Source organism: Kibdelosporangium persicum (assembly GCF_013280595.1).
In the GTDB taxonomy this organism is placed as follows: Bacteria; Actinomycetota; Actinomycetes; order Mycobacteriales; family Pseudonocardiaceae; genus Kibdelosporangium; species Kibdelosporangium persicum.
This window is the reverse complement of the sequence record NZ_JAAATY010000056.1, coordinates 14,118-38,814: the sequence shown is the minus strand read 5'-3', so window position 1 is coordinate 38,814 and position 24,697 is coordinate 14,118. Positions and strand designations below refer to the sequence as shown.

Sequence of the window (24,697 nt, the reverse complement as noted above, 5' to 3'; positions counted from 1 at the left end):
TTGCTGGCGAAGTATGGCAAGGCGACGCCGGAGGCGTTGGTGGAGTCGGCGTTGTGGGAGGCGTCGCTGTTCGCCGAGCACGATTTTCATGACGTGAAGATTTCGGTGAAGCACAACGATCCGGTGGTGATGATCCGGGCGTATGAGTTGCTGGCGGAGTCGTGTGACTATCCGTTGCATCTGGGTGTGACGGAGGCGGGTCCGGCGTTTCAGGGGACGATCAAGTCGGCGGTGGCGTTTGGTGCGTTGTTGCGGCAGGGGATCGGGGACACAATCCGGGTGTCGTTGTCGGCGCCGCCGGTGGAAGAGGTCAAGGTCGGTGCGCAGATCCTGCAGTCGCTGAACCTGCGGCCGCGCAAGCTGGAGATTGTGTCGTGTCCGTCGTGTGGGCGGGCGCAGGTGGATGTGTACAAGCTGGCTGATGAGGTGACCGCGGGTCTGGAGGGCATGGAGGTGCCGTTGCGGGTCGCGGTGATGGGTTGTGTGGTGAACGGCCCGGGTGAGGCGCGTGAGGCTGATCTGGGTGTGGCGTCGGGTAACGGCAAGGGGCAGATCTTTGTGAAGGGCCAGGTCGTCAAGACCGTGCCGGAGCACCAGATCGTCGAGACGCTGATCGAGGAAGCGATGCGCATCGCCGAGGACATGGAGCCGATGGACGGCACCTCGCCGGTCGTCTCCGTCTCCTGACAACCACCTCGTGAGCGTTTAGCCGTGTTCTAACACTGATAAACACTCACGAGGGGGAGCAGGGAGTTGGCGACCCGGGGCTGACTCCTCAACCGGGTACTCCTCGATTCGGCCATCCATCTGGCACGCTTAGTAGGTGCTTCGGATGGCTTCCGCGCGGTTACTCGACGAGCGAGACGGCATGGCGGTGCGGGCCGTGCTGGCCGCCGATCCGGTCGCATGCTGCATGGTCGCAGCCCGGGTGGAGGCCGCAGGGCTGGACGCCTGGCGGCTCGGCGGTGAGCTGTGGGGAGCCGACGTACGGCCGATGCGCAACGGCCGTCTCGACGGCTTGTGCTACGTCGGACCGAACCTGATCCCGTTGCGCGGCAACAAAGCCGCGCTGCGCTGCTTCGCTGACCGGGCACTGCGCCGCAGGCGGATGTGCTCGTCGCTCGTCGGCCCGGCCGAGCAGGTGCTGGGCATGTGGACGGAGCTCGAACCGGAGTGGGGACCGCCCCGGGAGGTCCGGCCCGAGCAGCCGCTGATGGCGATCGACTCCGCTCCGCTGGTGCGGCCCGACCCGCTGGTCCGGCCGGTGCGCCCGGACGAACTCGACAGGTACCTGCCCGCGGCCATCGCGATGTTCATCGAGGAAGTCGGTGTCGATCCCCGGGTGGGCGACGGCGGCGCGGGCTACCGGGCACGGGTGGCCGAACTGATCGCGGGCGGCCGTGCGTTCGCCCGGTTCGAGGGCGGCGAAGTGGTGTTCAAGGCCGAGATCGGCGCGCTGTCCAAATCGGTCGGCCAGATCCAGGGCGTCTGGGTGCACCCGGACCGCCGCGGCGGCGGCCTGGGCACGGCCGGGACGGCCGCGGTGGTGGAACGCCTGGTGAAGGGCATGAACCGGACCGCGAGCCTGTACGTCAACTCGTACAACGCCCCGGCCCGTGCGGCCTACAAGCGGATCGGCTTCACTCAGGTCGGGTGCTACGCCACTGTGTTGTTTTGACGAGAACTCTCGGCCCGTCCGGCATACTGCGGCAAGTGAGACGAACCGGGATTGTCGCGGCCCTCTTGCTGATCCTGCCCCTTGCCGGGTGCGGGTGGTTCGGTTCGGACCCAAGTGCCGAGGACATCGCCGGTGAGTTCCTGACGGCGTTGGCCAACGGCGACACAGCGGGAGCGGCCGGCCGTACCGACGCGGCCGAATCCGCCAAGGCGCTGCTGGACAACGTCCGCGGGGCACTCAAGCCGGCGGGGATCAGGACCGAGGTCACCGGGTCGACCGCGATGGACGACAAGACGACCAAGGTGCAGTTCAAGGCCGACTGGGACCTCGGCAAGGACCGGCACTGGACGTACGACGGCGTGCTGGAGTTGCGCCCCGACAACGAGTCCTGGCGCGTGCACTGGTCCCCGTCGGCGCTGCACCCGAAACTCGGCGTTCAGCAGACCATCGGCGTACGTGACCAGGAGGCCGTGCAGGCGCCCATCCTCGACCGGGACGGCGCTCCGCTGATGGCACCCGAACGGGTGGTCTCGGTGTTACTCGACCCGGCCAAGGCCGGCGACGTGGCGGCGGTGGCGGCCACTCTGGCCGCGGCCGTGAACAAGGTCGACCCGGCGATCACCCAGCAGTCGATCATGGACGGGGCGGCCAAGACGCCCAAGGGCCAGTCCTACACCGTGGTCTCGTTGCGCGACCCGGACTACCAGGCGGCGAAGGCCCAGATCTACGAGCTGCCCGGAGTCCGGTTCGTCGCGGCGACCCGGCTGCTCGCGGTGGACAAGAACCTCGCGACCCAGCTGCTGCCCGCCATCCGCAAGCAGGTGGAGGACCAGGTCACCGGCAAGCCCGGGTTCCGGGTGGTCACGCTGAACGCGGCAGGCGGCGAGGTCGAGGAGATCTTCGTCAAGGACGCCGAGGCCGGCGCGGCCGCGCACGTGACGGTCAGCCGCGGGATCCAGGCCGCGGCCGAGGCAGCGATCGACTCGATCCCGCAGGCCACGGCACTCGTGGCGCTGAAGCCGTCCTCCGGGGAGGTGCTCGCGGTCGCGCAGAACGCCCCGGCGGACGCGCAGGGCGCGATCGCGTTGACCGGGCGCTATCCGCCGGGATCGACGTTCAAGATGGTGACGGCGGGAGCGGCTTTGCAGGCGGGGACCGTGAAAGCGGACACGCCGTCGCCGTGCCCCGGCACGATCACGATCGGGCCGCGCGCGATCCCGAACAACGGCGGGTTCGACAAGGGCACGATCCCGTTGCACTCGGCGTTCGCGTTCTCGTGCAACACGACGTTCGCCAAACTGGCCGCGGAGATGGCGCCGGACACGCTCACCGACGCGGCGCGTCAGTTCGGCCTTGGCGTGGACTACGTGATCCCGGGCGTCACCACGATCACCGGGTCGGTGCCGCCCGCCCAGGACCGGACCGAACGGGCCGAGGACGGCTTCGGCCAGGGCAAGGTGCTGGCGTCGCCGTTCGGGATGGCGGTCGCGGCGTCCACCGTGGCCGCGGGAACTGTGCCGAAGGCCACGTTGTTCCGTGACAGTCCCACGAAGATGGACGTCGTGCCGCAGCCGCTGCCAGCGTCTGTCCTCGACCCGCTGCGCGAGATGATGCGGGAGGTCGTCACCACCAACGCGGGCCATCCCCTCAACCAGTTGCCTGACGTGCGAGGAAAGACAGGCACGGCACAGTTCGGCGACGGCACGCGCTCGCACGGGTGGTTCGCGGGATACCAGGGCGACCTGGCGTTCGCCGTACTCATCACCGACGCAGGTACGTCGGTTCCGGCGCTTGACGCGACTGACCGGTTCCTCCGGGGGATCTCATAGAGTTGAGACATGTCCGTACGTGCCCCGCTGACTGCCGGCGAGCAAAGCCCACGCCGCCCAGTCCCCGTCACCATCGCCCGGCCTGAATACGTCGGCAAGCCCGCCCCGGCGCGCAACACCGAGCCGACGTACGCGCAGAGTCCCGAGGTGATCGAGGCCATGCGGGTGGCCAGCCGGATCGCCGCGCAGGCGTTGCAGGAGGGCGGCAAGGCCGTCAAGCCGGGCGCCACCACCGACGACATCGACGCGGTCGTGCACGAGTTCCTGCTCGACCACGGCGCCTACCCGTCGACGCTGGGCTACCGGGGCTTCCCGAAGTCGTGCTGCACGTCGCTGAATGAGGTCATCTGCCACGGCATCCCCGACTCGACCGTGATCGAGGACGGCGACATCGTCAACATCGACGTGACGGCGTTCATCGGCGGCGTGCACGGCGACACCAACGCCACGTTCCTCGCGGGCGACGTCGCCGAGGAGAACCGTCTGCTCGTCGAGCGCACGCACGAGGCGACCATGCGTGCCATCAAAGCCGTTCGCCCCGGTCGCGCCCTGAACGTGATCGGCCGCGTGATCGAGGCGTACGCCAAGCGCTTCGGCTACGGCGTCGTGCGTGACTTCACCGGCCACGGCATCGGCCGGTCCTTCCACAGTGGCCTGGTGATCCTGCACTACGACGAGCCCTCGGTGCAGACCGAGATCGAACCGGGCATGACGTTCACGATCGAGCCGATGATCACCCTCGGCGGCATCGACTACGACATCTGGGACGACGGCTGGACCGTGACGACGAAGGACAAGAGCTGGACCGCCCAGTTCGAGCACACCATCGTCGTCACCGACACGGGCGCGGAGATCCTCACCCTGCCGTAGGGCTCAGGACGGAAAACCACGCGCGGCGATCAGCAGCGCCTCGTACACCGCTGCCTCCGGGTAACCCGCCGTTTCGGCTTCGGCGGGGTCGGTGGTGAACGACTCGTGCTCCACCGCGACCCGCAGCGCGGTGTTGATCATCGCCGCCTGCACGGTGACGGCCAGGTCCGGGCCGGGCAGCCCGGCGCGCTGAGCGAGCGCCTCGGCGAACACCGGCTCGGCCTCCCGGTGGGCTTCCAGCCACACCGCGCGCAGACCTGGTTCGGTCCTGGTCAGCCGTACCAGGTTCAGCAGTGCCGTCCGGTCGGTCGCGATGTCGTTCACGGTGCCGGCCGCCTGCTCGCGCATCATGTCCAGCAGGTCGGTCACGCCCTGGTCGCGGCGCCATGACCGAAGACAGCGCGCGGTGTGTTCGATCCCGCCGGTCAGCAGCGGCTTGACGCAGCTGTCCTTGGTCGGGAAGTACCGCCACAGCGTGCGGGAGGAGATTCCGGCCGCGGCGGCGATGTCCTCGGCGGACGTCCCGGCGACGCCGTTGGCGAGGAAGAGGCGGACCGCCGCGCGGGCGACCTCCAACCGGGTCTCGGCCTTGCGCCGTTCGGTGAGCGGCGGCCGGCCGGTCCGCACCGGGGTCTTCTGGTCGTGGGGCATTCCACCTCCTCGCGGCAGGCCCGGAATCTACCACTTTTTGCCTCTTGACGACAATGTGGCAGTGAGCGCCAAAAAGTCGGTACGGTGTGCCCATGACTCACGGTGGGTTGGACGGCAGCAGCGTGATCGTCACCGGCTCGGGCTCGGGGATCGGACGGGCCGCCGCCCTCCGCTTCGCCCGCGCCGGCGCCAAGCTCGTCGTGGCGGACGTCCGCGTCGACGCTGCGAAGGCCGTCGTCGAAGAGGTCGAAGCGGCAGGTGGCACAGCGGTGGCGGTGACCGGCGACCTGAGCGAGCGGGCCGTGGCCGAGAACGTGGTCGCGACCGCGGTGAGCGCCTTCGGCGGCGTGGACGTCCTGGTGAACAACGCCGGGATCATGGACTCGATGTCCGCGGCGGCGGACGTCTCGGACGCCGAATGGGAACGTGTCATCGGCGTGAACCTCACGGCACCGTTCCTGCTCACCCGCGCCGTGATCCCGCACATGCTCGCCAAGGGCAAGGGCGTCATCGTCAACACGACGTCCGAGGCGGCCCTGCGCGGAAGTGCCGCCGGAGCCGCGTACACCGCGTCCAAGCACGGCCTCGTCGGGCTCACGCGCTCCGTGGCGGTCATGTACCGCAACCACGGTATCCGGGCCAACGCCATCGCACCCGGCGGCACCCTCACCGGCATGTCCGTCAACGCCGATCCCGCCGCGCTCGGACCGCAAGTCCTCGCCGGATACATGCAGAACATCGGCCGCGTCGCGGACGCCGACGAACAAGCGGCCGCGATCGTCTTCCTCGCCTCCGACGACGCCTCGAACATCACCGGCGTCGTCCTCCCGGTCGACAACGGCTGGTCCGTGGTCTAGACCCGGTACATCCGAAGAAAGGCATCGCATGTCCTTCGCCGCTGTCCCGCCCGACCTCGGTTTCGACCCGGATGCCCTGCGCGCCAGGTACCGGGCCGAGCGGGACCGACGCATCCGTCCTGACGGCAACGCGCAGTACCGGCCGGCCGAGGGCGAGTTCGGCTACTACGCCGAAGACCCGTACGCCGATCCGGACTTCACCCGGGAACCGTTGCACGACAAGGTCGACGTGGTCGTCCTGGGCGGCGGGCTCGGTGGCCTGCTGGCCGCCGCGAGGGTGCGCCAGGCGGGCGTCGGGAGCATCCGGGTGATCGAGAAGGCCGGGGACTTCGGCGGGACGTGGTACTGGAACCGATACCCGGGCATCCACTGCGACATCGAGTCCTACATCTACATGCCGCTGCTCGAAGAACTCGGCTACGTGCCCGAGTGGAAGTACGCGCCGGGTGAGGAGATCCGCCGGCACGCCCAGGCCATCGGCAGGCACTTCGACCTCTACGGCCAGGCCTGCTTCCAGACCGCCGTCACCGAGCTGCGATGGGACGACGAGGCGGCCGAGTGGATCGTGTCCACCGATCGCGGCGACCGGATGCGGGCGCGATACGTGGTGATGTCCAACGGAACGCTGGACCGGCCGAAACTGCCGGGCATTCCCGGCATCGGCACCTTCCGGGGACACACCTTCCACACCAGCCGCTGGGATTACGACTACACCGGCGGTGACGCCAACGGCAACCTCCGCGAACTGGCGGACAAGCGGGTCGCCCTCGTCGGCACCGGGGCGACCGCGATCCAGGTCGTGCCGCACCTGGGCCGTGACGCGCGGCACCTGTACGTCTTCCAACGCACCCCGTCCACTGTGGATGTCCGGGGCAACCGGCGCACGGACCCGGACTGGGCGGCGTCGCTGGAACCTGGCTGGCAACGGCGTCGGATGGAGAACTTCCTGACCATTGTCAGCGGCGGCCTGGTCGAGGAAGACCTGGTGGGTGACGGCTGGACGTGCAGCGCCCGGCTGCTGCGGAAGCTGACGCACGGCGAGGCGCACGACTCCCTGACGCCGGAGGAACGTGAGCACGCCGAGGAAATCGCCGACTTCCGGAAGATGAACGAGATCCGGGCCCGCGTGGACGATGTCGTTCGTGACCCGGCCACGGCCGAGCTGCTGAAGCCCTGGTACCGCTACATGTGCAAGCGGCCGACGTTCAGCGACGAGTACCTCCAGACCTTCAACCGTCCCAACGTCACACTGGTCGACACCGCCGACTACGGCGGCGTCGAGCGTGTCACGGAGAACTCGGTCGTGGTGGGCGACCGTGAGTACGAAGTGGACTGCATCATCTTCGCCACCGGTTTCCAGGTCGGCCGGTCGGACGTGCTGACCGGACGGCTGCCGGTGTACGGCCGAGGTGGCACGCATCTGCTACAGCACTGGCGCTACGGAACCCGGACCCTGCACGGCTTCTACAGCGACGGTTTCCCCAACTTGTTCACCTTGGGCCCGTTGCAGAACGCCTCTTCGGTCAACTTCGTGCACATCCTGGACGAACAGGCCAGCCACGTCGCCGAGGTCATCGCGGCGGCGCGGGAACACGGCGCCCGCTGGGTGGAGCCGAGCGCGCAAGCCGTGGACGCCTGGATCGCGACCATCACCGAGCATGCGCCGCAGTTGTACAAGTTCCAGGCCGAGTGCACTCCCGGCTATTACAACAACGAGGGGCAGCCCCGCGAGCGCAGCCAGTCGTTCGGCAAGGGGGCGGTCGCGTTCCACGCGCTGCTGCGGGACTGGCGCCAGAACGGCGGCATGGACGACGTCCTGGTGACCTCCGGGTGAGCCCGTTGCGTGGTTCGACGTTCGGCCCCACGTCGCCGCCGAGCCTGTGGACGTGGCGCTCGATCTGTCACAGCGCTGCTACGTCACCGATTGCGGCTGTGTAATCGGTGATCAGCTTGCCCAGGCTGAGATCAGCCCGGCAAGCCCCCATCCGGCAGTTCGGACCGTGGTAGCAGGGGCCGCAGCCGAACGCGCGCCTTCCCGGAGTGCCGGAACGTGCATTTCGTGGTGCCGGAACGGCGGACACGGGGTGCCGGAACGGTGGACACGGGGTGCCGGAACGGTGGACACGGGCCTGGAACCGTTCCCAGAAACCGGCATTCCCCGCCTCGCCCGCAAGGGGGACCCCTGATTTCAGGCTATGCCAGGGAAGCGGGGAGGCGGAAGGCCGGCGGACGCGTGCCTGTGGACAACTGCCCACTGTGGATAACCGGCGCCCGGTTGGTCGCTTCGGCCCAGTGCTGTCGGACCTTCGGTCTACGCTGGATTCCGGGGGCCGGAGGCCGCACCCGAAAGAAAGCCGATCCCGGAGGGGACGGCAGAACCCCGCGGACGGGAAGTCGGGAAGCCCGCGTGCCCCCAGTGCCACGCGAACGGCGCGAACGGTCAGGCCGGGTTCTCGGCCAGGTAACTCAGGGCCTCCGCCAGGAAGCCGCCCGCCTCGCGGACCGCGCGTTCCTGGTCGCGGTCGCGGATGGCGTAGAGCAGGCCGTGGTGGTCGAGCTTCGGGGCGTCCGGCTGCGACTCGTCGAGCGCCTCGATGCTGGCCTTGATCACTTCGGTCAGGCCCGCGTGCAGTTCCGCGAGCAGCTTGTTGTGCGACGCGATCACCACGAGGTGGTGGAAGTCCGCGTCGAGCTGCACGAAGCGGGCCCACTGCATGGCCGCCGCCGCTTCGTCGCGCATCTGGAGCAGGCGGGTGAGCTGCTCGAGCTGGGCCTCGGTGCGGTTGGCCGCGGCGAGCCGGGCGCCTTCCACCTCCAGGGTCCGGCGTACTTCGAGCACGTCACGCAGTTCGGGCCCGCAGAGCCTGCGGACCGCGCCGGACAGTTCGCTGGTGGCGCGGACGAAGGTGCCGTCGCCCTGGCGGACTTCGAGCAGTCCGGCGTGCGCGAGGGCGCGGACGGCCTCGCGGACGGTGTTGCGGCCGACGCCCAGAGCGGTGACCAGCTCGGGTTCGGTGGGGATTCGCTCGCCAACCCGCCATTCACCCGTGGTGATCGCGGTTCTCATCTGGTCGATCACCTGGTCGACTAGGCCGGCACGCCGGGTCGTGGCCAACGGCACGGTGTCATCCTCCCCACATGATGTTCGTGGCCGAACATCCTACGTCTGGTCGCTCGCGGTCATGGTCGAATCAACAGACTGCCATCTCATCCGGTGTTTCGCGTAGGGCCGGTCGGCTTTTAATCCACAGGTGCCGAACGCGGCCGTTGCTTATCCTGGTAGTCGAGATGGGTACCCCACTGATCCAACCGACGCTCGCCGATTTGGCGCAGCGGCTGCCCGCGCTGACCCTCCGTGACGAACGACGGCTCGGCCGTCGGCTCGAAGGCGTCCGCAAGGTCCGCAAGCCAGCCGCCCGCCAGGCCGTCATCGAGCAGATCGCCGCCGACATCGCCGCCGCCGAGAAGAAGGTCGGCGCGCGGCGCGCCGGCCTGCCCGAGATCCGCTACCCGGACGAGCTGCCCGTCAGCCAGCGGCGGGACGAGATCCGTGAGGCCATCCGTGATCACCAGGTGGTGATCGTGGCCGGGGAGACCGGATCGGGCAAAACGACCCAGCTGCCGAAGATCTGTCTGGAGCTGGGCCGCGGTGTACGCGGCACGATCGGCCATACGCAGCCGCGGCGGCTGGCCGCGCGCACGGTCGCCGAACGCATCGCCGAAGAGCTGGACGTCCCGCTGGGTGACGCCATCGGCTACAAAGTCCGGTTCGCCGACCAGATCAGCGACGGCACGCTGGTCAAGCTGATGACCGACGGCATCCTGCTGGCCGAGATCCAGTCGGACCGGATGCTGTCCCAGTACGACACACTGATCATCGACGAGGCGCACGAGCGCAGCCTCAACATCGACTTCATCCTGGGGTATCTCAAACAGCTCCTGCCGAAGCGCCCGGATCTCAAGGTGGTCATCACCTCGGCGACGATCGACCCGGAGCGGTTCTCCCGGCATTTCGGCGACGCGCCGATCGTCGAGGTGTCCGGCCGGACGTACCCGGTCGAGGTGCGGTACCGCCCGATCATCGACCCGGACGACCCGGACGCCGACGAGGACCGCGACCAGACCCAGGCGATCCTCGACGCGGTCGACGAGCTCGCCGCCGAGGGCCCCGGCGACGTCCTGGTTTTCCTCAGCGGCGAACGGGAGATCCGGGACACCGCCGACGCGCTGTCCAAACAGGACTACAAGAACACCGAGATCCTGCCGCTGTACGCACGGCTCTCGTTCGCCGAACAGCACCGGGTGTTCCAGTCGCATCGGGGCAGGCGGATCGTGCTCGCCACGAACGTGGCGGAGACGTCGTTGACGGTCCCGGGCATCAAGTACGTGATCGACCCCGGCACCGCTCGGATCTCCCGGTACAGCAACCGGTTGAAGGTCCAGCGGCTGCCCATCGAGGCGATCTCCCAGGCGTCGGCCAACCAGCGCAAGGGCCGCTGCGGCCGCGTGTCCGAGGGTATCTGCATCCGGCTGTACACCGAGGACGACTTCAACGCCCGGCCGGAGTTCACCGACCCGGAGATCCTGCGCACGAACCTCGCCTCGGTGATCCTGCAGATGACCGCCGCCGGGCTCGGCGACATCGCGGCGTTCCCGTTCATCGACCCGCCGGACAAGCGCAACATCACCGACGGCGTGAACCTGCTGCACGAACTGGGCGCGCTGGAGGCGTCCGGCCTGACCCAGCTGGGCCGCAAACTCGCGCAGCTGCCGGTCGACCCCAGGCTCGCGCGCATGGTGCTCGCTGCCGACGGCAACGGCTGTGTCCACGAGGTCATGGTGATCGCGGCGGCGCTGTCCATTCAGGACCCGCGCGAGCGGCCCGCGGACAAGCAGGAGCAGGCGCAGCAGGCGCACGCGAGGTTCGTGGACAAGACCTCGGACTTCCTGTCGTACCTGAACCTGTGGGAGTACCTGCGGCAGAAGCAGAAGGAGCTGTCCGGCAACCGGTTCCGCAAGCTCTGCAAGGCCGAGTTCCTCAACTACCTGCGGGTGCGCGAGTGGCAGGACATCTACTCGCAGCTGCGTCAGGTGATGGACGTGAAGGGCCAGCCGCCCGGCGGCGAGATCGACGCGGTCCGCGTGCACAAGTCGCTGCTCGCGGGCCTGCTGTCGCATGTCGGGCTGCGCGACCCGCAGAAACAGGACTACATCGGCGCGCGCGGCGCCCGGTTCGCGGTCTTCCCGGGATCGGCCCTGTTCAAGAAGCCGCCGCAGTGGGTGATGGCCGCCGAACTGGTCGAGACCTCGCGGCTGTGGGGCCGGATCGCCGCCCGCATCGAACCGGACTGGGTCGAACCGCTCGCGAACCACCTGGTCAAACGGACGTACAGCGAACCGCACTGGGAACGCAGGCAAGGCGCCGTGATGGCGACCGAACGCGTGACGCTGTACGGCATCCCGATCGTGACGAACCGGAAGGTCAACTACGGCCGGATCGATCCGGAGCTGTCCAGGGAGATGTTCATCCGCAGCGCGCTGGTGGAGGGCGACTGGGACACGCGGCACAAGTTCTTCCACGCCAACCGCAGGCTGCTGACCGAGGTCGAGGAGCTGGAGAACCGGGCCCGGCGGCGTGACCTGCTGGTCGACGACGAGACGCTGTTCGACTTCTACGACAAGCGGATCGGTGCCGATGTGGTGTCCGCGCGGCACTTCGACACCTGGTGGCGCAAGACCCAGGCCGGCCAGCCGGACCTGCTGACGTTCCCGGTCGAGATGCTGCGCAACGCCAACGCGCGGGCGATCACGCCGGACGCGTACCCGGACGACTGGAAGCGGGACGGCCTGACCGTGCGCCTGTCGTACCAGTTCGAACCGGGCCGCCGGGACGACGGCGTCACCGCGCACATCCCGTTGCCCGTCCTCAACCAGGTCAGCGCGGACGGGTTCGCCTGGCAGGTGCCCGGCCTGCGGGAGGAGATCATCACCGCGCTGCTGAAGTCCCTGCCGAAACAGGTGCGCCGCAACTTCGTGCCTGCGCCGGACTGGGCGAAGGCGATCCTGCACCGGATCGGCGACCTCAAGGACGAGAACCTGCTGGACGTGGTGGAGCGCGAGATCAAGGCGCTGTCCGGGATCGCGGTCGCGCGGGACGACTGGGACCTCGGCAAGGTCCCCGACCACCTGCGCGTGACGTACCGCGTGGAGGACGAACGCCGCAAGCTCCTGGCGGAGGGCAAGGATCTCGGCGACCTCAAGCGCCGCCTGCAACCGAAGATGCGCGAGACCCTGTCGTCCGCGGCGGGGGAGATCGAGCGCAAAGGCCTGCGTACCTGGGAGATCGGCACGCTGCCGAAGATGCTGCGTCAGGAGCGGCACGGTTTTGTGGTGACCGCGTATCCCGCTCTGGTCGACGCCGGGACGTCGGTCGACGTCCGCATGTTCGAGACCGAGGCCGAGCAGCGGCGATCCATGTGGAAGGGCACGCGGCGGCTGCTGTTGCTGAACACGCCGTCACCGCTGAAGTACGTGCTCGGCCGGATGAGCAACACCGCGAAGCTGGCGCTGTCGGCCAATCCGCACCAGGACATGCAGGACTTCTTCGACGACTGCATCGCCTGCGCCGTGGACAAGCTTGTCACCGACGGCGGCGGGGTGGCGTGGGACGCGGCAGCGTTCAAGGCGTTGCAGGACAGGGTCCGCACGCAGCTGAACCCGACGGTGCTGGAAGTCGTGAACCACGTGCAGGGCGCGTTGGCGGCGTACAACTCCGTCCAAACCCGACTGTCCTCGATGGGCGGTGCACGGCTCGAACCGTCGCTCCAGGACATCCGTCAGCAGCTGTCCCGCCTGGTGTACCGGGGTTTCGTGACCGCCACCGGCTACGACCAGCTGCCCAGCCTCACCCGGTACCTGCGCGGCATCGAGCTGCGCATGGACAAGCTGCCCGAACGCCCGGACCGTGACCTCGAATGGGCACAGATCGTGCAGGACGTATGGCAGGCGTACGGGGAGCTGCCCGACAGCCCGGAGTCGCGCCGAATCCGCTGGATGATCGAGGAACTGCGGCTCAGCTACTTCGCCCAATCGATCAAGACCGCGTACGCTGTTTCCGAGAAGCGCATCTACCGCGCCATCGACCAACTCATGGGGTGACCATGGTGACGATCGAGCCGCACACCGGGCTGGAGACCGAGTTCCCGCACGGAATCGGCAAGGTCGCCAAGCGCGAACTGGCCCTCAACGGATACACCAGGTACGAGCAGCTGACCGGGACCACGGCCAAGGACCTGCTCGCGATCCACGGGATCGGCAAGAAGGCCGTGGGCATCCTGCGCGAGGAGCTCGCGGCTCGCGGCCTGGCCTTCGCCGACGAGTCCTGACACCGTGGAATGAAACGCCACGGCTTATGAGGCGTCCTCCGGGAGAAACCGGATAACACGCATGCCACTTTAGGGGCATGCGTTGTGGTGTTCCTGGGGCGCGATGTCACACATCGTGGACGACCGGCTGGCCCGAATGGCCGTCAGAACGCCGGAAAAGGTGATGATCTGCGTTTACGTCAACCACACTAGTGGTTGGCGTGTTCCACCCGATTGTGCCCGTGAAACGGCACTACCTTGTGGCGGGGCGCTTGCTGATGGCAGGGCGCCACCTGTGAAACCGAGAACAAGGAGCAATTCGGTGACCTTCAGTCGACGAGCGGCGAAAGCCGTTCTGATTGGCGCATTGGCTCTGCCGGGGATGGCGGGCACGGCTCAGGCGGCCGACGAGCCCGGGCGCAACCAGGTCGAGGTCAGCAACCTGCTCGGCGAGGACAACCACTCGACGATCTCGAACGTGCTCGCCGGCGGTAACTGGATCAAGATCATCAACGACCTCGCCGACCACAACGCGACGACCGTGGAGAACGAGCACGCGCACGAGAACGCGACGCTGATCGGCAACAACGACGCCGATCACAACGAGACGACGGTCGGCAACAGCCACGCCAACGGCAACTCGACTGCGGTGGCCAACCAGCACGCCCACTACAACGACAGCACTGTCGGCAACACCGACGCCCACGTGAACACGACGTCTGTCAGCAACCAGCACGGCCACGGCAACAACACGGCCGTCGAGAACGAGGAGGAAGCGAACCACAACGCCGTCCTCGTCAGCAACCATCACTCGAGCGCCGACAACACCGCTGTCGAGAACGACAAGTCGCAGCACAACGCCGTGCTGATCAGCAACATGGACTCCGATGACAACGACACGTCGGTGACCAACGAGGAGTCCGACAACACGACTTCCGTCATCAGCAACCTGGTGAGCGACGGCAACGACACCACGATCAACAACGACCAGGCCAGCGCGTCGACAACAGTCGTGAGCCACAACGCCAGCAGCAACAATGGCACGACGGTCACCAATGCCGGTGTCAGCAACAACACCACTGTCGTGGCGGGCAACGGTAGCCACAGCAACACCACGACGGTGGTCAACAGCGGCGACGGCAACACGACCGTGGTGAGCCACAAGGGCTGACAACACCACCCGATACGACGTATGCGGGCGGCACCGGGATTCGGTGTCGCTCGCATTACTCGATCCGGTGATGTTCGTCGTGGCTCGTTCGTATTTCCCCAGAACAGTCGCCGCTCGGCGTGCCCGGGATTTTCCCTGTCGGGTGAACATGGCGCGGAAGTTTTTCGCGGCACCCGTGAAATCGGTACTGTTTCCGCGCGGTGCCGGGCTGTGAACCCGCCGGCCTGGCCGTACGCGTCCGGTTGTCGTAGCGAGAGGTTTTCCATGCCTGCGAAGAGGCGTTTCATCGTGATGGGTGCCGTCATGGCCGCCATGGTGTGCCAGGCGGCCACCGCGTTCGCCGACGAGGGCGAGGACGTGCTCAGCGGTTTCGACGGGGACGCACCGCTGGTCGGCAATGTCAGCGTGCTGCCGGTGCAGATGTGCGGCAGCGGCGTGTTCGTCAGCGGCCTCGACCAGATGTCGGCCAAGACAGGCAACTGCACCAACGCCCCCACCGGCAACCCGCTGCAGCAACTGGTCACCAACAGCGTCCTCGGCCGCTGAACCCCCTCGTGAGTGTTTGTCCGTGTTAGAACACGGATAAACACTCACGAGGCTTACCTGGTGGTGGGCGGGCTGGGACGGGCCGCGGGGTTCGGGGGCTGAGAGGCCGTGGTCTGGTCGCCGCGGTACGCGTCCATCACCGCGCGCCAGATCGTCGCCGGCTCCCCGAGAGCCGTGATGTCCTTGCCCTCCTTGTTCTTGATCCGCAGGATCTTGTCGGCGCCCAGCCAGACGGCGGTGACGATGTCCTTGGTGTAGCCGACCATCCAGGCTTTGGCCGTCCCGCCGTCGTCGCCGTACGGCCGTGTGCCGGGGCGTATCGCGGCGGTCAGGCCGGAGGCCAGGTCGACCGAGGTCAAGGCCGTGGTCACCGAATAGGCGATCTTCGGCGAAATCACCTGCGACAACGAGACAGTCGCGTTGTAACGGACATTGCCGGCGATGTCCTCGACGCGGCTGACGAAGTGCGGGCTGGTGCGTACGCCGCCCGCGGCCAGCGTGGCGTAAGCACTGGCCATGTCGAAGGTCCGGACGGTCGTACTGCCCGAACCGACGGCGATCCGGGTGTCCGGGTCCTTGCCGAGCGACGGCTTTCCCCGCAGTTCGCGGGGAATGCCGAGCTGGTAGGCGGCATCGGCCACCGCGCCCACGCCGACCTGGGAAGCCAGCGCGGCGGACGCCGTGCTGGCCTGCAGTTGCAAGGAAGTACGCAGGGTGCACGGCGAACACCGGACGTCCGCGGGGTTCTGGAACGGAATCCCGTCGATCATCCGCGGTGAACTGCCGTTCAGGGGGTGATCGAGCCGGTACCCCTGGCGTAGTGCGGCAACGGCCACGAACGTGCCGAACGTTGTCCCGGCTTCCTGCGGCGACTGCGCGTAGTCCAGGCCGACTCCGTTGCCGCCGCCGTGATACGCCAGCACACCGCCGGAGTCCGGATCGAGCGACACGACCGCCGCACGCAGGTAGTCCGGCTGCCCGGCCATGACCGTGGACACCGTTTGCTCGACGCTGGTCTGCGCGTCGCGGTCGATGGTCGTGATCACGCGGTAACCGCGTTGGTGCAGCTCATCGCGGTGCAGGTGGGCGAGGTCCTCCAGTTCGGCGAGCACCTGGTTCTCGATCTGCAGCCGCGCGGTGCTCGGCGAGGCGTCCCGCGGCAGCGTGGCCGGGAACTTCAGCGACGCCCGGTCGGAAAGCCAGCCCTGGCCCGCCATCTGGTCGAGCACGAAGTTCCACCGGCGTTCGGCGTTCTCCCTGTCCACGTCGGGATCCCAGTACGTCGGCCGCTGGATCACCCCGGCCAGCAACGCGGCCTCGGACACGTCGAGCCGCTGGACGTCCTTGCCGAAGTACGCCTGCGCCGCCGCCTGGATGCCGTTCGCGCCGCGTCCGAAGTAGACAGTGTTCAGGTAGGCGGTGAGCAGGTCCTTCTTGTCGTACGTGTCGGCCATCTTCTTGGCCAGCACCAGTTCACGCCACTTGCGGCCGAACGACAGCTCCTCGTTGCCGGTCGCCTTCTTGACGTACTGCTGCGTGATCGTCGACCCGCCGCCGGAGTCCCCGGTCAGGTTGTTCCACGCCGCCCTGGCGATCCCGGTCAGGTCGAAACCCGAGTTCTCCCAGAACGTGTTGTCCTCGGCGGCAAGCACGGCGTGCTGCACGTGCCCGGGGATGTCCTGGAACCGGATGGACGACCGGTTCCCGCTCTTCGGCGAGATCCTCGCCAGCTCGGTCCGGCCGTCGGAGTAGTACAGCGTGATGGTCTGGTTCTGCCCGGCCGCGATCTGGGCCGGGTCGGGCACCTGCCATAAGCCGTAGCTGTATCTGAACGCGACCAGTGGTGCGGCGATCGACAAGAAGACCAAGACGTACAAGGTCCTGCGAATCCAGCCCCACACAGTTATGGCACTCCCCGGCGTAGGTTGACCGTCCGTGTCGACCCATACACGCCGAGGAGTGCCGGAAGGTTGAGCCGGTCAGTCCAGAACGAGCTTGAGCAGCGCGTTCTCCACGACCTCCGGCATGCCCGGGTGGATCCAGTACTGTCCGCGCGCCATCTCGTCCGCGCGCAGCCCGAAGCTCATCGCCTGGATCAGCGGCTGGATCACGCTGGCCGCCTGCGGCCCCATGATGTGCGCGCCGATCAGCTGCCCGCTGGCCGGGTCTGCCAGCAGCTTCACGAACCCGGACGTGTCCTCCATCGCCCAGCCGTACGCGATGTCCGCGTACGCCTGCTCGGCCACGACATAACGCCGGCCACTGGCCGCGGCCTCGCGTTCGGTCAGGCCGACCGACGCGATCTGCGGCGACGTGAACACCGCGTGCGGCACGAACCTGTGGTCCGCGGCCTTCGCGTTCTCCGGGTGCAGCAGGTTGTGCTGCACGATCCGTGCCTCGTGGTTGGCGACGTGCTTCAACTCGTACGGCGAGCTGATGTCGCCGAGCGCGTACACACCGTCCACTGTGGTCCGTTGGTACTCGTCGACGATGACGTGCCCGGTCGGGTCGACAGCGATGCCGCCGGCCTTCGCGTCGAGAATGTCCGAGTTCGGCGTCCGCCCGACGGCCACCAGCAGCACGTCGGACTCGACGGTCTCGGCGCCGGACGGGCCTTCCAGGTGCAGCCGGATCACGTCGCCGTCGCGTTCGGCCCGGACGGTCTTGCGGTCCAGCCGTACATCCCACTTCCGCGTCGCCAGCGCGGTGAAGCGCTCGGAGATGTCGTCGTCCTCGCTGCGCAGCAACGCGCCGGAACGCGCGATCACCGTGACATCGACGCCGTAGGAGGAGAACACGTGCGCGAACTCGGCGGCGACGAAGCCGCTGCCCAGGATGGTCAGCTTCTTCGGCAGCTGCTCCAGGCGCATGATCGTGTCGCTGGTCTCGTAACCGACCTCGGCCAGGCCGGGGACGTCCGGCGTGGTCACGCGGCCACCGGCGGCCAGCACGAACTTCGGCGCGGTGATGGTCTCCTTGGTGCCGTCGGCCAGCGTGACCTCGAGCACCTTGGGCTCGGTGAACTTGCCGACACCCTCGTAGACGGTGACGTTCGAGTTGTCCGCGTGGCTCTTGCGGTACTCACGGCCGCCCGCGGCGATCGGGTCGATCCGGCCGAAGATCCGGTCGCGGATCTCCGCCCAGCGCACGCCGTCCAGCGTCGAGTCGACGCCAAGCCGGGCGCTCTCGGCGGGCGTGGCCGCCAGGTCGGCGGTGTGCACGAACATCTTCGTCGGGATGCAGCCGACGTTCAGGCACGTGCCGCCGAAGGTTCCCTTTTCGACGACGGCCACCCGCCAGTCCTTGAACCTGGGGTCGAGGATGGAGTTGCCGGAGCCGGTACCGATTATCACCAGATCGAAGGTCCGCACGTCCCCAGTCAACAGCACCGGTCCCCCGGTTGTTCCCCCAGCTCAAGACTCGTGAGTGGTTATCAGGGTTAGAACCCCGATAACCACTCACGAGGGTTTCAGTGCTGGTAGGTGGGCACGATGATGGCCCGCGCCAGGGTGTGGAACGCCAGGTTGAAGCTGACGTACGCCGCCGAGGCGTTCTCGTCGACGCCGAGCTTCTCCTGGTCGACCGCGTGCACCACGAAGTAGTACCGGTGCACCTGGTCGCCCGCGGGCGGCGCGGCACCGTCGAACTTGTGGTTGCCGAAGTCGTTGCGCGTGTGGAACGCGCCTTCCGGCAGCGTGGCGTCACTCTCGCCGGCGCCGGTGGCCAGCGAGGTCACCGAGGCGGGGATGTCGACGGCCAGCCAGTGCCAGAAGCCCGACGGCGTCGGCGCGTCCGGGTCGAAGCAGGTCACCACGAAGCTCTTGGTGTCCGAGGGGAACCCGGACCAGCTCAGCTGCGGTGAGGTGTTGCCACCGTCGAACACCTGCGCGTCGCCCAGCTGCTGGCCGCCGGTCACGTCGCTCGACGACACCGTGAACGACCGGACGGCCGGCAACAGGTCGTAGGGATCCGGCGTGACGGGACGCTCCAGGCTCATGATCTACCTCCGGTAATGGAATCACTGGTTTCCATGTCAGGGACAACCCTGGTCTTTGCCGGGTATGCGGTCCAGTCGGCCCTCTTGATGTCCGTTTCCGCGTACGTTGGCGTTAACCACAGGAGAGGGTTTACCACCGTGACTGAATCCGACGTCCAACAGTCGTCACCGCGCGTCCGATTCCCCGGGATCAGTCCGCGCGCCTACGAGCACCCCGCCGACAAGGGTGCGATGGCCACACTGCGCGCTGTGCCCGGCGTCGCCGATGTGCTCAAGACGCTGAACGCGCTGTTCAACGAGCGGGCCGAGCGGCTCATGGCGGTGGCCTCACACGTGCGGGTCGGCCCTTCGCAGTACCCGGTGATCGACCGGGTCCGCAACGAGGCGGCCGAGATCCTCGACCTGGAGAACGTGCCCAAGGTCTACGTCGCCCGCGACCCGCGCGTGATCGCGCAGACCCGCGGCATCGACGAGCCGTTCATCGTGGTCTCGTCCGGTCTGGTCGAGCTGTTCGACACCGAGGCCCTCCGGTTCGTGATCGGTCACGAGATGGGCCACGTGCTGTCCGGGCACGCCGTGCTGCTGACGCTGCTCGACCGGCTGCTGAAGCTGCAGCGGTCCGTCGCGTGGGTGCCGCTCGGGGTGATCGGCCTGCGTGCCGTCATCGCGGCGCTCTACGAGTGGCAGCGCAAGGCCGAGCTCAGCTGTGACCGGGCGGGTCTGCTCGTCGGGCAGGACCCGCAGGCGTCGCTGCGCGCGCACATGTACCTGGCCGGTGCCACCGACCTGTCGCAGATCGACATCCCGGCGTTCCTCGAGCAGGCCAAGGAGTACGAAGAGGTCGAGGACATCCGCGACAGCATCATCAAGCTGCTCGCGGTCGAGCAGCAGACGCACCCGTTCGCGGTCGTGCGTGCCTCGCAGCTGCAGCGCTGGGCCGCGTCCGAGGAGTACCGGGCCATCCTCACCGGCGACTACAAGCGCCGCGACGCCCAGGACGACAGCAACCCCTTGAACGAGGACATCCAGGGCGCCGCGAAGTCCTACAAGGACGCGTGGAACAACTCCACCGACCCGCTGGTGAAGGTCTTCAGCGACGTCGGCGGCGCGCTCTCCGGTGTCGCGGACAAGGTCTTCAGCGGCTTCCGCCGCCGCCCGTCCGACGAGGACGACAGCAGCGGCACCAACGGCGGCACCACCGGCAGCTAGGAGCCGGTGGCCGAGAAGTGCATCAGATCCTGGGGCGAGCGCCACGTGCCGCCCCAGGTCCAGCCGATCGCGGCGAACGCACGCTCGGCGGTGTCACCGGCCCGGATCATGCCGGGCCGGACTCTCCCACGGTCGAGGTAGGCGGAGGCGAGCTCGGGCAGCACGAGCTCGCCTTTGCTGTACGGGTTGCAGAACGGATTCACGTCGATCGCCAAGCCGTAGGCGTGCGCCGACCAGTTCGTCCGGCCACGCGCGGGCCGGCAGACGAACGCGGTCGTGGAGTTGCCGTCCCCGGTCGGCGGTGCGGTCAGCTCGGCGGGCGCGGTCACGCGCATCTCCTCCAGCGGGAACCTCGCCTCGTAGAGCTTCGCGAACACTCCCGTGACCTGCTCGGCCACCTTGGCGTGCACGATCATCTCGCCGGTGTGCGGGCGGCCGTCGAAGCCCCAGAACGACATCGTGAGGTATCGCAGGTCGTCCTTGCCGACCGGGCACGCGGCCTGCCAGGTGCTGCGGGCCAGGACGCCGGCGGGGACCGGGGCGACGGTGGATCTGTACCGGCCGTCCGCGGGCGGCGGCAGGATGTCCTTTGTCGGCAATGCCCGATTCACCAGTTCGGGCGGTGTCGGGCGGATCTCGCCGAATCCGTCGGCACGTTTCGGCAACGGCGTGCGGCCGACTTCCCACACCGGTTTCGGTGACTGGGCTGTGGTCCGCGTCGTTTCGGTTGTCGTCCCGGGAGTCTGTGGCGTCGTCGGTGGCGCGGGCGACGTGGGCGCTCCGCATCCGGCCACGACCAACAAGATCACCCAGAGCCTCCGCACAGGTCCAGCTAACCACGGCACAAGTCCACCCGATTCAGTGACAGCGCGTTGATCTCTTCTCACCTACCGTGGGCATGGTCTGTCGGGAGTCGGAGGGAGCACGCCATGGGGGACAAGACCAGAATCGGCCGGCTGCTGGCGGTGGTGTGCCTCTTCGCCGGGCTGATCGCGGCCGCGGTGCCCGCGTCGGCCGGCGTCCCGATTGTCGGCGGTACCAAGGCAAGCACGGTCGACCACCCGTATGTCGTCTATCTCGCGGGCAAGGACGGCTTCCAGTACTGCGGCGGCACGCTGGCCACGAGCGAGAAGGTGATCACCGCCGCGCACTGCGTCAAAGGCCAGCCGGCCGGCGAGGTCTTCGTGGTGGCCGGGCGGGACGACAAAAAGGACACCACGAAAGGGGTCATGGTCCCGGTCAAGAGCATGTGGGTGCACCCCGACTACACCGACGCGCTCGTCGGTCACGACGTAGCCGTGCTCACGCTGGGCAAGCAGATCACCGCGTACGCGCCGTTGCCGATCGCCACGTCCACCGACGGCTTCGCCTACCAACCGAAGACGATGGCGACCATCCTGGGCTGGGGCCGGACCTCGTCCGGCGGCTCGACCTCGCAGTACCTGCTCAAGGCCGAGGTGCCGATCGTGTCCGACCCGGACTGCAAGCTGTCGTTCGGCAAGTACAACGCCGATTGGATGGTGTGCGCGGGCTATCCCGAAGGAGGGATAGACGGCTGCCAGGGCGACTCCGGCGGCCCGCTGGTCGCGCACGGCAAGCTGCTCGGGATCTCCTCGTGGGGCGAGGGGTGCGCGCTGGCGAACAAACCGGGCGTCTACAGCCGCGTGATGTCGTACTACCCGGAGTTGGTGGAGCAGCTCAAGGCGCCCCAACCGTGACATCCTGCGTCGGTGAGTACCACTGAGGACTGGGAGAGCCGCGCCGCCGCGCTCTGGACCGCCATCGACGACCATGAACCCGCCGAGTTCAGGGCCAGGATCGAGGCGCTGGTCGGCGAGTTGCCGCCGGACAGCCCGGTCGGCGCGTTCGAGCTCGCGTGCGCGAACGACTCGACCGGACGCCCTGAGCAGGCCGAGCCGCTGTATCGCGAGGCGCTCGACTCCGGCTTGAGCGGCTACCGGCGGCGCCGGGCCTTGATCCAGCTGGCCAGTACGCTGCGCAACCTCGGCCGTCCCGAGGAAAGCGTGGCGTTGCTGACCGCTGAGCGCGGCCGTCAGGACGCGGACGAGTCCGTGGCGACGCTCGACGACGCGCTGGACGCGTTCCTGGCGCTGGCCCTTGTGGACGTCGGCCGGGAACGCGAGGCCGTCGGCTTGGCGCTCAACGCGTTGGCGAAGCACCTACCGAGGTACAACCGCTCGCTGAGCTACTACGCCGCTCACCTCTGATCACTTCTGGGCGGCACCCGGCGGAGCACAGCGGATGATCACGTCCACGGCCTTGTCGATGTCCGATTCGGTCAGGTCGGCCCGGACGGTCAGGCGCAGCCGGGAGATCTTGTCCGGCACCGACGGCGGCCGGAAACAGCCGACCCACACCCCGGCCTCGCGGCAGTCGTCGGCCCAGCCGAGGGCGGCGGCGGGCGACGGCGCGTGGACCGAGATCACCGCGGCGTCCGGCATGGTGGCGCGGAAACCGGCTTCCCGCAAGCGCATCGCCACCGTCATCGCGTTCGTCCTGACCCGTTCCGGGCGGCCGGGTTCTTCCTTCAGGACGTTCAACGCCGCCAGCGCCGCCGCCGCGCTGGCCGGGGCGAGACCCGTGTCGAAGATGAACGTGCGCGCGGTTTCCAGCAGATGGCGGATCACGCGACGCGGGCCGAGGACGGCACCTCCTTGCGCGCCAAGGGATTTCGACAACGTGAGGGTGGTGATCACGTTGGGTTCCCTGATCAGCCCGGCGTCCGCGACCGCGCCGCGGCCACCTTCGCCGAGCACGCCGAAACCGTGCGCGTCGTCGACGAGCAGCCCGGCGTTGTGAGCACGGCATGCTTCGGCGAGCGCGGGCAGCGGCGCGAGGTCTCCGTCTACTGAGAACACCGAATCGGTGACGACCAACGCGTGTTCGGTCCGGCGCGTCGACAGCGCGTGGTTGATCGCGGCCGCGTCGCCGTGCTTCATCACCGCGATATCCGCACGTGACAGGCGGCATCCGTCGATCAGCGACGCGTGGATGTAGGCGTCGGTAACGATTGCCGAACCTTTTCCGGACAACGCCGTGATCGCGCCGAGGTTCGCCGCGAATCCGGACGAGAACACCAACGCCGCCTGTGCGCCACAGAACGAGGCCAGTGCGTGCTCCAGTTCGGTGTGCAGTTCGGTCGTCCCGGTGACCAACCGCGATCCGGTCGAGCCCGCGCCCCAGCGCAGCGCGGCGGCCGCCGCGGCACCGCTCACGCGCTTGTCCCGGCTGAGCCCGAGGTAGTCGTTCCCGGCGAGGTCGAGCAGGGTGCTGTCCGACCCGCGGGGGCGAAGCTGCCTGGTCAGCCCGGCGCGGCGGCGGTCGTCGGCCCGCGCGTCGATCCAGTCGAATACCTGCTCGCCCGTTGCAGTCACGTCCTGGAGTGTCGCATCGGGAGTGCCTGGGGCGAGCAAGGGAGGTGGGAAGCGTCACGGTACGGTCGCCGGGTGAGCGCAGGAATCAGCTTTGTCGGGGCGGGTCCGGGGGCCACGGACCTGATCACCGTTCGAGGCGCTCGCCGGATCGGCGAGGCCGACGTGGTGTTGTGGTCGCCGAGCATCATCGACGCCGGCTGGGTACGTGAGAACACCAAACCCGGGGCCGAACTGATCGACCTGGCCCGGCACGGTGACGACGAGGTCGTCGAGGTGTACCGGCGAGCGGTCCGGGACAAACTGGCCGTGGTGCGCCTGTTCGCCGGTGATCCCGCCACGTGGGGTGGTTTACGCGCACAGTTGGACATCTGCGCCCGGATCGGCCTGCCCGCCGACGTCGTCGCCGGTGTGTCGCCGTTGTCGGCGGCCGCCGTTTCGGCCGGCGTGGCGCTCGTCGAGCCCGACTACGCCGACTCGGTGATCATGGCTGGCCAGGAGGCCGTCGGTATGCCGGATCTGGCGCAGATCAAGGAGTACGCCCAGTTCGGCACGACGATGGCCGTGCTCCTGCCCGCCGCACGGGCCGCCGAACTCGCGGATGCCTTACGTGCCGGTGGATATGACGACGCGACGCCGGTCTTGGCCGCCTACAAGGTGAGTTGGCCGGACGAGATCGTCGCCCGCACGACGATCGGTGAACTCGTCGCGACCGTGAAGCAGCACAAGCTTTGGCGCCACACGCTGTTCCTCATCGGCGGTGCCGTCCGCGCCGGACGAGCCCGTTCCGTCTCCGGAGAAACCACACGCCGCCCGGAGAACGCCGCGCGATGGTCCCGCACGCGCAGCCGCTCCAGCTGGCGCGCCGAGGTGAAGCGTCCCGTCGCCGCTCCTGAGAAGCCCGAAGCCGAACCCGAACCACCCCAGCAGCGGGTCACCGTGGTCGCCGAGCCGACGCGGAAACCGGTACCGGCCAAGACCGCGGCCGCCGCGAGCACACCGGCCAAATCGGTGACGGCGCAGGCGAAGAAGACGTCGGCCAAGACCACCGCCGCGAAGAAGCAGCCCGCGAAGACGACGGCCAAGAAGACGACCCGCGCACAACCACAACGAGCCCGCCGGAGCAGCTGAGC

General features: G+C 68.2%; 21 protein-coding genes. 14 read left to right on the top strand and 7 right to left on the bottom strand.

Going from position 1 to position 24,697, the window contains the following annotated elements:
• From GC106_RS45660 to map, 4 genes are all read left to right on the top strand, one after another.
• Positions 1-687 (top strand): flavodoxin-dependent (E)-4-hydroxy-3-methylbut-2-enyl-diphosphate synthase (locus GC106_RS45660; RefSeq protein ID WP_173142454.1); only part of this gene is annotated, 687 nt, incomplete at its 5' end.
• Positions 688-823: 136 nt separating this feature from the next.
• Entirely contained in the window at positions 824-1,678 is an 855-nt protein-coding gene (locus GC106_RS45655) for a GNAT family N-acetyltransferase (protein ID WP_173142453.1), read from the top strand.
• A gap of 35 nt (positions 1,679-1,713) precedes the next feature.
• Complete coding sequence (locus GC106_RS45650) at positions 1,714-3,507, top strand: penicillin-binding transpeptidase domain-containing protein (protein ID WP_312873426.1); 1,794 nt, start codon at positions 1,714-1,716, stop codon at positions 3,505-3,507.
• Between the two features lie 9 nt (positions 3,508-3,516).
• A complete protein-coding gene (map, locus tag GC106_RS45645; protein WP_173142452.1) occupies positions 3,517-4,377 on the top strand; it encodes a type I methionyl aminopeptidase in 861 nt (286 codons plus the stop codon).
• A 3-nt stretch (positions 4,378-4,380) separates the two neighbouring features.
• Here map and GC106_RS45640 read toward each other — a convergent pair whose 3' ends face one another.
• The gene (locus GC106_RS45640) at positions 4,381-5,028 is read right to left on the bottom strand and encodes a TetR/AcrR family transcriptional regulator (protein ID WP_173142451.1); all 648 of its coding nucleotides are present in this window, start codon (positions 5,026-5,028) and stop codon (positions 4,381-4,383) included.
• Positions 5,029-5,120: 92 nt separating this feature from the next.
• On the opposite strand from GC106_RS45640, the gene GC106_RS45635 reads away from it, so the two are divergent.
• The gene (locus GC106_RS45635; RefSeq protein ID WP_173142450.1) at positions 5,121-5,885 is read left to right on the top strand and encodes an SDR family NAD(P)-dependent oxidoreductase; all 765 of its coding nucleotides are present in this window, start codon (positions 5,121-5,123) and stop codon (positions 5,883-5,885) included.
• 28 nt (positions 5,886-5,913) lie between these two features.
• Positions 5,914-7,719, top strand: a complete 1,806-nt coding sequence (locus tag GC106_RS45630; protein ID WP_173142449.1) for a flavin-containing monooxygenase — start codon at positions 5,914-5,916, stop codon at positions 7,717-7,719.
• 606 nt (positions 7,720-8,325) lie between these two features.
• Here GC106_RS45630 and GC106_RS45625 read toward each other — a convergent pair.
• Entirely contained in the window at positions 8,326-9,006 is a 681-nt protein-coding gene (locus tag GC106_RS45625; protein ID WP_173142448.1) for a FadR/GntR family transcriptional regulator, read from the bottom strand.
• Positions 9,007-9,173: 167 nt separating this feature from the next.
• Here GC106_RS45625 and hrpA point away from each other — a divergent pair, with 167 nt between their 5' ends.
• From hrpA to GC106_RS45605, 4 genes are all read left to right on the top strand, one after another.
• Positions 9,174-13,043 (top strand): ATP-dependent RNA helicase HrpA, encoded by a 3,870-nt coding sequence (hrpA, locus tag GC106_RS45620; RefSeq protein ID WP_173142447.1) that lies wholly within the window; start codon positions 9,174-9,176, stop codon positions 13,041-13,043.
• Between the two features lie 2 nt (positions 13,044-13,045).
• A complete protein-coding gene (locus tag GC106_RS45615; protein WP_173142446.1) occupies positions 13,046-13,270 on the top strand; it encodes a helix-hairpin-helix domain-containing protein in 225 nt (74 codons plus the stop codon).
• 301 nt (positions 13,271-13,571) lie between these two features.
• Entirely contained in the window at positions 13,572-14,420 is an 849-nt protein-coding gene (locus GC106_RS45610) for a hypothetical protein (RefSeq protein ID WP_173142445.1), read from the top strand.
• Between the two features lie 264 nt (positions 14,421-14,684).
• A complete protein-coding gene (locus GC106_RS45605; RefSeq protein WP_173142444.1) occupies positions 14,685-14,966 on the top strand; it encodes a hypothetical protein in 282 nt (93 codons plus the stop codon).
• A 53-nt stretch (positions 14,967-15,019) separates the two neighbouring features.
• Here the strand turns inward: GC106_RS45605 and GC106_RS45600 are convergent, their stop codons facing one another.
• From GC106_RS45600 to GC106_RS45590, 3 genes are all read right to left on the bottom strand, one after another.
• Positions 15,020-16,834: a transglycosylase domain-containing protein gene (locus tag GC106_RS45600; protein ID WP_173142443.1), complete on the bottom strand. Its 1,815-nt coding sequence runs from the start codon at positions 16,832-16,834 to the stop codon at positions 15,020-15,022.
• Positions 16,835-16,945: 111 nt separating this feature from the next.
• On the bottom strand, positions 16,946-18,337 hold the full coding sequence (locus GC106_RS45595; RefSeq protein ID WP_173142442.1) for a mycothione reductase: 1,392 nt from the start codon (positions 18,335-18,337) through the stop codon (positions 16,946-16,948).
• A gap of 98 nt (positions 18,338-18,435) precedes the next feature.
• Positions 18,436-18,963 carry a YbhB/YbcL family Raf kinase inhibitor-like protein gene (locus GC106_RS45590; protein ID WP_173142441.1) on the bottom strand — a complete coding sequence of 176 codons (528 nt, stop codon included), beginning with the start codon at positions 18,961-18,963 and terminating at the stop codon, positions 18,436-18,438.
• Between the two features lie 138 nt (positions 18,964-19,101).
• On the opposite strand from GC106_RS45590, the gene GC106_RS45585 reads away from it, so the two are divergent.
• Positions 19,102-20,172: a M48 family metallopeptidase gene (locus GC106_RS45585; RefSeq protein ID WP_312873424.1), complete on the top strand. Its 1,071-nt coding sequence runs from the start codon at positions 19,102-19,104 to the stop codon at positions 20,170-20,172.
• Here the strand turns inward: GC106_RS45585 and GC106_RS45580 are convergent.
• Entirely contained in the window at positions 20,169-20,981 is an 813-nt protein-coding gene (locus GC106_RS45580; protein WP_173142439.1) for a M15 family metallopeptidase, read from the bottom strand. The genes GC106_RS45585 and GC106_RS45580 overlap by 4 nt on opposite strands.
• Positions 20,982-21,101: 120 nt before the next feature.
• On the opposite strand from GC106_RS45580, the gene GC106_RS45575 reads away from it, so the two are divergent.
• Both GC106_RS45575 and GC106_RS45570 read left to right on the top strand, forming a co-directional pair.
• Entirely contained in the window at positions 21,102-21,890 is a 789-nt protein-coding gene (locus GC106_RS45575) for a S1 family peptidase (RefSeq protein WP_173142438.1), read from the top strand.
• Positions 21,891-21,902: 12 nt separating this feature from the next.
• A complete protein-coding gene (locus GC106_RS45570; RefSeq protein ID WP_173142437.1) occupies positions 21,903-22,400 on the top strand; it encodes a tetratricopeptide repeat protein in 498 nt (165 codons plus the stop codon).
• On the opposite strand, the gene GC106_RS45565 is transcribed toward GC106_RS45570, so the two are convergent.
• Positions 22,401-23,567 (bottom strand): 8-amino-7-oxononanoate synthase, encoded by a 1,167-nt coding sequence (locus GC106_RS45565; protein ID WP_312873423.1) that lies wholly within the window; start codon positions 23,565-23,567, stop codon positions 22,401-22,403.
• Positions 23,568-23,639: 72 nt separating this feature from the next.
• Here GC106_RS45565 and GC106_RS45560 point away from each other — a divergent pair, with 72 nt between their 5' ends.
• The gene (locus GC106_RS45560) at positions 23,640-24,695 is read left to right on the top strand and encodes a cobalt-precorrin-4/precorrin-4 C(11)-methyltransferase (protein ID WP_173142435.1); all 1,056 of its coding nucleotides are present in this window, start codon (positions 23,640-23,642) and stop codon (positions 24,693-24,695) included.
• Positions 24,696-24,697 lie beyond the last annotated feature (2 nt).